General features: G+C 46.2%; 9 protein-coding genes and 1 riboswitch. Of the genes, 2 read left to right on the top strand and 7 right to left on the bottom strand.

The genetic code is table 11. The annotated features are described in order from the left end of the window. Nucleotides 1-104: 104 nt before the first annotated feature. From EKM76_RS04640 to EKM76_RS04630, 3 genes are all read right to left on the bottom strand, one after another. Nucleotides 105-374, bottom strand: a complete 270-nt coding sequence (locus EKM76_RS04640; protein WP_125549533.1) for a hypothetical protein — start codon at nt 372-374, stop codon at nt 105-107. Nucleotides 375-458: 84 nt separating this feature from the next. Next, nucleotides 459-725 carry a hypothetical protein gene (locus tag EKM76_RS04635; protein WP_125549532.1) on the bottom strand — a complete coding sequence of 89 codons (267 nt, stop codon included), beginning with the start codon at nt 723-725 and terminating at the stop codon, nt 459-461. Between the two features lie 1,446 nt (nt 726-2,171). Beyond that, nucleotides 2,172-4,964 carry a cation-translocating P-type ATPase gene (locus EKM76_RS04630; protein ID WP_191986904.1) on the bottom strand — a complete coding sequence of 931 codons (2,793 nt, stop codon included), beginning with the start codon at nt 4,962-4,964 and terminating at the stop codon, nt 2,172-2,174. A gap of 412 nt (nt 4,965-5,376) precedes the next feature. Here EKM76_RS04630 and EKM76_RS04625 point away from each other — a divergent pair, with 412 nt between their 5' ends. Next, nucleotides 5,377-6,660, top strand: a complete 1,284-nt coding sequence (locus EKM76_RS04625) for an ISL3 family transposase (protein ID WP_125549530.1) — start codon at nt 5,377-5,379, stop codon at nt 6,658-6,660. A 19-nt stretch (nt 6,661-6,679) separates the two neighbouring features. Here the strand turns inward: EKM76_RS04625 and EKM76_RS04620 are convergent, their stop codons facing one another. From EKM76_RS04620 to EKM76_RS04605, 4 genes are all read right to left on the bottom strand, one after another. Further along, nucleotides 6,680-6,961: a hypothetical protein gene (locus tag EKM76_RS04620; protein WP_125549529.1), complete on the bottom strand. Its 282-nt coding sequence runs from the start codon at nt 6,959-6,961 to the stop codon at nt 6,680-6,682. Next, nucleotides 6,954-7,796, bottom strand: a complete 843-nt coding sequence (locus tag EKM76_RS04615) for a class C sortase (protein ID WP_125549528.1) — start codon at nt 7,794-7,796, stop codon at nt 6,954-6,956. The genes EKM76_RS04620 and EKM76_RS04615 overlap by 8 nt, the downstream gene beginning before the upstream one ends. A gap of 158 nt (nt 7,797-7,954) precedes the next feature. Next, on the bottom strand, nt 7,955-8,995 hold the full coding sequence (locus tag EKM76_RS04610; RefSeq protein WP_125549527.1) for a D-alanine--D-alanine ligase family protein: 1,041 nt from the start codon (nt 8,993-8,995) through the stop codon (nt 7,955-7,957). 67 nt (nt 8,996-9,062) lie between these two features. Beyond that, entirely contained in the window at nt 9,063-9,410 is a 348-nt protein-coding gene (locus tag EKM76_RS04605) for an arsenic metallochaperone ArsD family protein (protein ID WP_125549526.1), read from the bottom strand. 171 nt (nt 9,411-9,581) lie between these two features. Continuing rightward, nucleotides 9,582-9,684, top strand: a riboswitch (TPP riboswitch). Between the two features lie 110 nt (nt 9,685-9,794). On the opposite strand from EKM76_RS04605, the gene thiW reads away from it, so the two are divergent. Continuing rightward, on the top strand, nt 9,795-10,304 hold the full coding sequence (gene thiW, locus EKM76_RS04600) for an energy coupling factor transporter S component ThiW (RefSeq protein ID WP_125549525.1): 510 nt from the start codon (nt 9,795-9,797) through the stop codon (nt 10,302-10,304). Nucleotides 10,305-10,467 lie beyond the last annotated feature (163 nt).

The following is a 10,467-nucleotide window of genomic DNA, read 5'->3' as shown; positions in this document are numbered from 1 at the left end:
TCGGACTGTGGTATTCTGTTCTTGCATCAAGACAATAACCTCTTTCATTGTTTGTGTTGGAACATCAATGATAACAGAGATTTGTCTTGGTGTTTTTTATTTTTTCAATTAGCTGGATCTAATTGGCTAACTTGATTATAAAACGCGCGACCGAAGTTAAAGTCAGGTACTTGCATTAAAGTCAGGTAACCAGCTTCGACTGTAACGTGGGCATCGGAAACCCCAGTAGCTTTACCTGTTATATCGTTCACACCACCACTGGTATCTGCTGGTAATGGGGTTGTTGCTGCGCTAGCGCCAATTACTGGTACCAATGTGCTAAAACCTAAAACAGTTGCCCCCATTAATGTCATTAATTTAGTAGAAATTTTCATGATGTTTTTCCCCTTTCGGTATTCCTTTATTATTTGTTTTTATGATCCTTGCCTCGCCAATTTGAAATGAGCATCAGTAGAATATTAAGATCCTGCCTTAACTCTTCTTGAATTTAATACTGCCAGTGCTGCCACTATACCAATCATGCCGCTAGCCGTTAACATCATCGCTTGCCAAGCATTATCGCTGGTTTGCGGTAAAGTTGCCGTTGCTACCGTAACTGTCGGCTGGACTGCCGTAGCTGCGGTGTCAATTGGTGCTTCACTAGCAGTGCTGGTAGCTTTGGTATTATCGGTGGTCACAATGACATGTGCATCAGACTTCATTGCGCTTGTGCTTGCTTCGACCACGCTATTATCCCCCCAGATCGAGTATGAATAATAATGATAACTTGCGGCTATACCTATTAGTATCAAACCAAGTAAGATCAGCCTTATCATATTGCGAGGTCTAACTGACAATTTTTTCATCAGCGTCCGCCTCCTATTTGATAAATAAGCCCTTCCATTTCAACAACCAAAGTATATCATCAAAGCTCAAAAAAGGAAACAACTCTGTTCCTAAGGTGATAACACCACCAAAGTATTAGCTATGAGTTATTATATATATAACGTTTAATTGTAGCTCGATGTCATATATTGAAAACGCAGTCGTGGCTTTTTGACTTTTTTAAGCAGAAAAAAAACTAACAAGTTCTGATAATCATTGCTACAATAAGGTTTTCATAATTTCAGCATCATTTAACCATACCAATTAATAAAATGGCCATTTTGCTGTTCTAGACAAATCTAGCTTGTTACGGCAAATCTTAAATTAACCATAAAAAACAAAGATTGTTTATCCTTTTTGAATAAAACGCTGTTTTTTAACGAAATTGTGACTAAAAACTTCATAAATTTTTCATACTTTTTTTTTTGTCTTTTTTTAGCTTATTTTTCAGAATGCCTTTATATCAAGCTTTCATAATTAAAAAGCCAATAATCTAAAACCTAGAGCTAACCCAAATTATAATTTTACACAATAAAAAAGCGCTCAATCGAGGTAATTGCGCGTAAAAAAGCTTAAAATCATTTTATTTAACTAAATTTTCGCGACTTAATAATCGATCATAAGCAGCTCTGAATCGTTATTTAACAATAATCAGAATTTTTGTTTATTTTTTTCAATACTAACTTTAAAAATAATTGGTTGCAGTGAGCAACAGGCGGTTATTATCAAAAAACAAAGATACTTGTTAAATCTATAAAGACATCCAACGATAAATGACTGTTGAACGTCTTTTTATTGCATTAGTTGCTTATTGTTTTAACTGCTTACTGTACTAGTTGCTTATTGTAGTAGTTGCTTACTGTGGCTTTTTCTACCATAATCGCTTCAAAACTCATTGAAAAAAAGACGGAATCCGTTTGTTTTTCAATGGAAGAAAAACGAATAAGGTCCGTTCTTCATTGAGAAAAAGACAAAAACGACATTTTTTCAACTGGCAACTGTTGCTAGTACCACCTTTGTACTCATGACTTGTTGCTAACGACACTTGCCTGATCCTCAGCGTAGCTAGTCTGGCGCTAATGACACAATTGGTGTCACGTCTGTTTTGTTGCGTGCAACGTTTGGTGTCATTAAAAAAACAGCGACTACAGTAGTTTAGCTCACTACTGTAGTTGCTGTTGTTGAAACGTGCGGCAAAAGACAGCTTCTTCCGCCTAGCTACGATCGTCGAATAATCCACTGCGTGCATTATTCGCCAATCTAGGCTAGTGCTCAGAAGCTAACCGTCTTATGTCGCACTCTTTCTTTTACCATATTTTAATTTTGAATAGTTCTTTGATCCCGGACAGGATGAAGGTGGGGATGGCGGGTAGGAAGATCACCGCCAAGTAAACTTGCCAGCTAAGCGGGCTGGTGCCCATTAGTGTGTTGAAAAATGGTAGCAGTGTGATCGTCAGCGATGAGATCGCGGCGAATAGCACCGCCGCTAGCAAGTAAGGGTTGCTAAACGGATTGCGGCGGAACAGGGTGTGTTCGCTTCGCGCGTCAAATACGTGCCACAGTTGGCCGAAGACTAAGGTTAAAAAGGCCACCGTTTGCGCTTCATTTTGTTGCATCCCTGATTTAGCGGCCCAGTAAAAGGCGACGAAAACCGCTAGCCCCATGACGAACCCGCGGATCAGTACGCGCGACAGCAGATGATCCGCCAGCACTGATCGTTTAACGTCACGCGGTTTGACCGCCATAATATCCTGTTCCGGCTCGTCGTAACCTAGCGCAAATGACGGCAGCGAATCACTGATCATGTTGACCCACAACACCATGATCGTGGTCAGCGTCGGCGTTAGCTCAGAAATGTGACCGATCGGTCGGGTGATCAGAAAAGTCCCTAGCAAAATCGATAGCACTTCGGCCACGTTAGTCGTCAGTTCTTGGCGCATGAAGTTTTTAATGTTGGCAAAAATCGTCCGCCCGGCGGCAACCGACTTTTCAATGGTAGTAAACTTGTCGTCCAACAGAATCAGATCAGCCGAATCCTTGGTGACTTCGGTGCCGTTGATGCCCATGGCGATGCCGATATCGGCCGCACGCAAAGCTGGCGCATCATTGACGCCGTCACCGGTCATCGCCACCACCTGCTCATGCTGCTGCAAGGCTTTGATGATCCGCTGCTTGTGCTCCGGGGAAACGCGGGCGTAAACCCGCACATCTGGGACTAACGCAAATAGTTCATCGGCGGTCATGCTTTCAATTTCGCGGCCTTCAACCACCTGCGCCTGTTTATCCTTAACAATGCCTAAACGATACGCGATCGCCCGCGCCGTTGCAGCGTGATCACCGGTGATCATCACCACTTCGACCGACGCTTTGCGCAGCGTGGCAATTGATTTTTGGACTTCGGGTCGCGGTGGATCAATGATACCGGCGATACCCAAAATGGTTAAGCCTTGTTCCAGCTCTTCTTGAGTGGCGTTTAACGCTTCATCCTGGGTCAATTCGCGTTGGGCAACGGCGATCGTGCGCAACGCATCGTTAGCGTAACTTAAAATTTGCTGCTCCAGCACCTCATTGGCAGCGGCGATATCGACCAATTGATCAACCAATTTAGCATTAGCGGCGTGGCGCATCACCACGTCCGGGGCGCCTTTGGTCAGCAGTTCGTAACGATCGCCGACTTTAACGATGGTACTCATCATTTTACGGGTGCTTTCAAATGGTAGGATCCGCAAAATATCGCGATCTTGGTCGCCGGTCTGGCCGAGCAGATCATCGCGAGAAACTTGCGCTTTGTGGCCCAGCACCACCAACGCCACGTCAGTCGGATTACCTAATGGCGCGTAGTTGCCGATCTCATCACGCTGGATCTGCGCTTCATTGTTTAAAATACCGCTGTGAATAAATGGTAGAAAATCAGCGGCCTGCACGTCTTTACCCGTTTCGACCGCGTGGATCTCACCGACTGGGTCGTAGCCGTTACCGTCGACCGCAAAATTAATACCGTTAGCGAAAAAGCGGGTCACAGTCATTTCATTTTTAGTCAGCGTCCCTGTTTTGTCCGAGGCGATAAAGGTGGTCGCCCCCAGCGTTTCCACGCTACTCAGCGATTTGATCAAGCCTTTGTTGCGGGCTAAAACGCGGGCGCCGATGGTCAGCACAATCGACAGCACCACAGGCAGCGCATCGGGGATCGAAGCCACCGCCAAGGCGATCGCGCCGGAAACGTTGTTCATCAGGCCAACGACGGTGATCGTGCCAGTATTCAGATACTCCTTAACTAAATCATAGCTGATCGCCACAATGACAACTAAGCCCGACGCAAACATCAGCCGCTTAGTCAGCGCGCTGACCGTTTGCTCGATCGGCGTTTTCTGTTGCTTGGTTTGCTGCAATAAGTCGGCGATCTTGCCTAACTCGGTGTTCATCCCTGTAGCTGTGACCACGCCGATACCGCCGCCATTAACGACCGTCGAGCCGGAAAAACCCATGTTAGTTCGCGAGCCGAGCTCAGTATCAGCCGCCAAGCTATCGCGGGTCTTCTGAACGGCATCCGATTCACCGGTTAAATGCGATTCGTTGATCTGTAGCTCGTTGACCGTTAGCCAACGAAGATCAGCCTCAATGAAGTCGCCAATCTTAACATCAACGACATCGCCGGGCACCAGGTCGACGGCATCGATTTTTTGCCAAGTTTCATCGCGCAAAACATTGACTTGATGCCGCGAAATGGCACTTAAGGCATCCAACGACTTCTGTGCTTTTAATTTTTGCCAATAAGTTAAGCTGGAATTGACTAAAATCACGATCAGGATCACGATGCCTTCGTAGATCGCCGCCATTCCATGGGCGTGATCGTTCTTAACGATAAAATCATAACTGGCGCTGACCAGCGTTAAGCCGATCGCGATCCAGAGAATAATAATGATCGGTTCCAGCAACGAACGTAGAAAGACGCGCCACGCTGGCACGCGCAATTCATGTTGAATTTCATTCTGGCCATACTCTTTCAGTCTGTCGTGTGCTTCTGTGGTGGTCAAGCCGCCATGGCGCGAGGTTTTCAAGCGCTCAATAACGGTCTGGCGATGCTGTGAATGCATAGGCAGATTCCTCCTTGGGTATTGGGGGTCAGTCAACAATATATAATAAAATAATTATCATATTCATAACTATTATTATTTCAGAAAATAAAGCTTGCGTCAAGGGAGTTTGCTCGGCGGTCAGTTAAGCACGCTGGATAACGCGCTTGATCCTAGTCAGCGCTTAACTTCATTTCGCCACGTTTGCGTCACAAGTCATTGTCGACCTTGAAGCCAAGTTGACCATACAAAAAAACAACGACCAAAGCGGTGTAACCCACTTCAGTCGTTGCCTTTATTGGCTCTATACTTTTTCCTGTTGATAGATTGACCAACGTGGTAATCTATTAACAGGATTTTTGTGTGAAATGAAAAAGCCCACAGGCCCCATACACAAATTTCACCCACTACAGCGTCATTTGAAAGGATATGAAGACCCATGAACTCTATAGACAATTATATAAAATTTTCACTCAGTATTAAAGACAAAAACGTTGTTTTTTTCGATTATGAGTATCAATTGATCAAATCCCGCCAGGCTAAAGTATATCGGGCCAAGGTAAAAGTGACCTGCAACCGTTGTCCCCAGTGTGGCTTTGATCATCTAAGTCATAACGGTCACTATAAATCACGCGTTTTATATCCAGCCGCTAACGCTAGTGAACCAGTCTATCTAGAATTACATAAAGAACGCTTAGTCTGTAAAGACTGCGGTACTTCAGTGATGGCTACGACGGAGCTAGTTGACAAATATTGTCATATCTCTAAAGCGACCCGGCAGAAAATGTTTATGCAGCTTCAAGATGATCGCACCCAATGTAGTGTTGCCCGCGACAACAGCGTTTCACCAAGTACTGTGTGTCGTTACTTGGATCATTACGATGACTTATTTCGGCGTAATTATAGCTACTTACCTGAGCATCTAGCCATGGATGAGTTTCGCGGTGTCGGCGGTAAATTCCATTTTATTTGCATTAATGGTGCCGGTGATCATACGATCCAGCAGATCCTGCCGGACCGCTTTAAACAAACGATCATTGATTACTTTGATCAGTTTCATATCAACACTAGAATGCGGGTCAAAACAGTCACGTTAGATCTCAATAGTTATTACCAAGATATCGTTAGAATCGTCTTTCCCAACGCAAAGATCGTCGTTGATCGGTTTCATATCAGTGCCATGATGACACGCGCTTTTAATCAAAGTCGCGTGCAGCTGATGAAGACTTACAACAAACAAACCAAAGAATATCGCACGCTTAAATTCGCTTGGAAACTATATTTAAAGCATTTTGACGACCTTGACGTCAAGCAACTATACTATGATCGGCATCTCAGAAAACAGTTGACCCAGCAAGAGCGCGTTCAGCTAGGATTAAACGTTGATGAAAAGCTGGCAAACACATATAACGCCATGCAAGGCGTTATGCTTTGCCTCAAAAATCATGATAAGGCTGGTTTGGTGCATTACCTTGAGCACAATGATCAGCTCACGCCACAAATGAAAGCGACTTTAAAGACCTTCAAAAAGAACCTTGGGATCATCCTTAATGCCAGTGAGTCTAAGTATTCTAATGGCCCGATCGAAGGGATCAACCGCATGATCAAACAGATTCAAAGAACGGCTTTTGGCTTCCGTAACTATCATCATTTAGTTTCTCGAATCAAGTTACAACAGATGCGCACGAAACCAAATAAAAAAACAGAATTGGAAGTTGCTTAACTTCCAATTCTGTCTAAAATTAGCTATCAACAGGATTTGACAAAGAGCCGTCCAGGTTGATCGCCGGAATATTCACGTAGCCCATTGGCGATTTTAAATTCTGCTGCACTGGCGCCACGCTAGGTTTAGCCGTTTTGTGCTGCTGATAGGTGACGATTTGGCGATTATAGCGGCGCGCCGCCGGTAACATTTTGTTGACCTTGGCTTCGTTGCGCCGATAGACTTTGCGCGCGTCCTGTTTTTGTTCCAACTGTTTAATTTCAAATTGGTGTAGTTGCTCACTTTTATTCGGCTCATTCATCGGCGTGGCGCTTTCGATTGCGGTATTTTGAATAAATTAGATACAAGATCAGTAGCAAAATAAACAGCAAGATCGCCATCATGAAAATATGATCCAGCGACCAGAAATCGCGGGTGGCCACGTGCTGCTTGGTGGCCGCCTTGTACGGCGTGCGTTTGGCGTAAACGATCAAGCGATGGCTATTGACGAACACTGGCGTACAGGTGACCAGCGCAATTTCATCCTTGTTTTGTTTCACGTGTAACGCTTTTAAAGCTGCCTTGTTATTGGGATCAATTATTTTGCGTTTGTAAACTTTATAGGCGAGATTTTTGCCCAGCGAATGGACGAACACTTTATCGCCGTTTTTTAGATGTTTAATATTATCGAAATAAATTTGGTTGGCCAAGCCGCTATGCCCAGTCAGCGTGCTCAAGGTATTTTTACCGCCGATCGGCAAGCTAGTCCACGGTAAATTACCGATGCCGCGGGTCAGCACCCAATCGCTGCTGCCGTAGTAGATCACCATTGGATCAAGGTGGATCGCCGGAATATTGATGTAGCCGATCGGTTGCTTGGCTTTCGGAAAAATCGCCTTGATCATCGGCGTGCCATCCGCCGCGCCTAGCGTCTGTTGCTGCTCAAAAATCTTTTGGTTATAGGCTTTAGCGCGGCGTAAAAGCGCGGCGTTATCTTGATTCTTAGTGGCGCGCTCATAGGTCGCCTTGGCCGCATCCTGATGCCGCTGCGTGTACACGCCAAACATAAATGGCGATAGCGCCAGTATGACCCCGATGATCAGCCCAAAATAGAGCCAGAAATTATTCTTTTTTCGTTTCTTCTGTGATTGCGCCATGTGCGGACCCCCTCTTATTCGGCTTTTATCATACCAATCTGCTCACGAATTTACAAAAGAGAATGAATTCAAGCGCGCTTGATAACGCGCTTGACCTGCTTAAGTATAAAAAAATAGCGCCACGATCCCGCCATGGTCGGCCGAATTGTGGCGCCATTCTATTTGTCTAATAACGCCAGCTTGCCGGCAACGATCTGTTCGCACAGTTCAGCGTAATTGATGCCGCTAGCCGCCGCTTCTTGAGGCAACAAGGAATGTGGCGTCATCCCTGGTAATGAATTAGCTTCGATGACGTAAATTTCCGGCGCACGCCAGAGAAAATCGACGCGACCGTAATTAGTCAAGCCCAGCACCGCCATCGTCACCAGCGCCATTTCCTGCATTTGCTGGTGGACAGCAGCGGGAATTGCTGGCGGCGTTTGATAGTTGGCGCCGTGATCCTGATATTTATGCGTGTAATCATACCAACCATCGTCAACGCTGATCTCGATCGCCGGTAACGCGACGCCATTCAATATACCCACCGAAAATTCGCGACCGGCAACGTACTCCTCGAGCACAACATTGGCGTCAAATTGAAAAGCGATCGGCAGTGCCGCCGCCAATTCAGCTTGGTCAGCAACGATCTGCATGCCGATACTAGAACCGCCATTGGCAGGCTTGACCACCACTGGAAAGCCAAACGCCAGCGCCGGTTGTGGCTGACCTTTTTTAGCGATCACATAACCAGGCGTTTTAATTTGTTGCTGCAGCAAGAGTTGCTTCGACAGCCGCTTATCCATGGCCACGCCAGATGCCAGCGCGCTACTGCCGGTATAACGAATGCCAAACAAATCAAACGTTGCCTGCACCTTACCATTTTCACCATCTTCACCATGCAAGCCGAGAAAAACCATGTCGGCCGCCTGACAAATCGCTAAAACGTTAGGCCCAAATAGCGCCTTGCTGCCATCCGTGCGCAACTGATCGATCGCGGCAACGGTTAAGATCTCCGTGCTGATCGCGTAATCACGCGGCACCCATGCTCGTTGAAAGACTTGGTCGATCGTTTGCACATCCTGTAGCTCATCGCCTAAAAAGAGATCGATCAACACCGCAGCGTGCCCCTTTTCCCGCAGCGCGTTGGTGATCATAACGCTAGATGACAGCGAAACATTGCGCTCTGGACTTCGCCCGCCGGCAAGTACCACAATTTTCATAATGTAAACCTCCGAGTTAGATTGAACCCTAAGTCTACTACGAAAGCGCTTTAATTAAAAGAATTAATCAATGACAACTGCAGCCATCCGCGCCACCACAGCATCCGCCGTCGGCATTAGCAGGCACGAAGTCTAAATTAGTGTACGTCGATAAGTCATCGATGCTAGGGTAAGCGCCAGTTTTAACAACTGCGCCATCCAAAACGGTGATCGGGAAATTCGTGGCGCCGCCATTTGCCAGTGCCGTCGCGATCTCAGCCCGCTGCTTAAAAATTTCCGGCTGCTGTTCCAAATTATAGCGTTGCGTTTCAATGAAGGAAACTGGCTCCAACGCCGCAAATGCTGCCGCGATCATTTGTAAAACTGGATTATCGGCCGAATAATTAGCCGCTTCAAATAATTCTATTTTTGTCATGCTCGATCACAACCTTTATTTAGTATAGTTTCCAATATAGATAACGCTTGCGTCACCGTCAAGCCAGCGCCACTTTTTTAGGCAATACCCTAACCTTGCATTTTTTTGCCAGTAGAAAAAAAGCTTGCCAAAGACAACTAACTGGCGCATAGTGCAAACATAACTTAATACGATTTACACTAGGGGTGCCCTGCATTTGCTGAGACGGTTGCGACCGAACCCTTATAACCTGATCTAGTTCGTACTAGCGTAGGAAATGTGTTGAAGTATGTGTCGAAAAATCAGTTAGATTTTGCGACCAATCAGCCTAAAAAGGCAAATTTCTGCGCCTTTTTAGGACACGCTGCTGGATCCCCTAGTGTATTTATACTGGAGGATTTTTTTATGCATAAGAATTTACGGCGCTTGGTATTGACCGCCCTACTCACTGCACTGGCAGTGGTCGGCGGGACTGTTTTTCAATTTCCGTTAGGCCCTGCTCGCGTTGCGCCAACGCAGCATTTGATCAACCTGATCAGCGGCGTTGTCGTCGGCCCTTATTATGCGCTGGCGCAGGCATTGCTGACGTCACTAATTCGCAACATGCTGGGCACCGGCACGGTTTTGGCCTTCCCCGGCAGCATGATCGGCGCGCTGTTAACTGGCTGGGCGTTCCGCAAAACCCACCGCTTAGCCGTCGCAACCGGCGCTGAGTTACTCGGCGATGGTATTTTTGGCGCTTTATTAGCCTTTCCCGTCGCGCAACTATTTATGGGTACAAAAGGCGCACTGTGGCTGTTCGTACCCACGTTCCTGCCGAGTGTGATCATTGGCGTGATCATCGGCTACATTCTGTTAAAAGCACTGTGGCCCATGATTCTGCGTTTTGATCCAATGCTGGCGGATCAACGTTAAAAAAGAGCTGTTAAAAAGAGCAGCGGCATAAATAAAACGGTGCTTGGCCGTAAGCGGAGTCAGTTAGCTTCTATTCCGTCGCCAGTGGACGGAACGAGTGGGCGCGTTGGCGAGCTAATTTTTCCTAGATAAACCCAAAAGCGGACGGAAAAATGGATCTCGC

Origin of the sequence: Loigolactobacillus zhaoyuanensis (assembly GCF_003946385.1) — a bacterium.
Lineage (GTDB): Bacteria > Bacillota > Bacilli > Lactobacillales > Lactobacillaceae > Loigolactobacillus > Loigolactobacillus zhaoyuanensis.
This window is presented reverse-complemented; position numbering and strand designations above follow the sequence as displayed.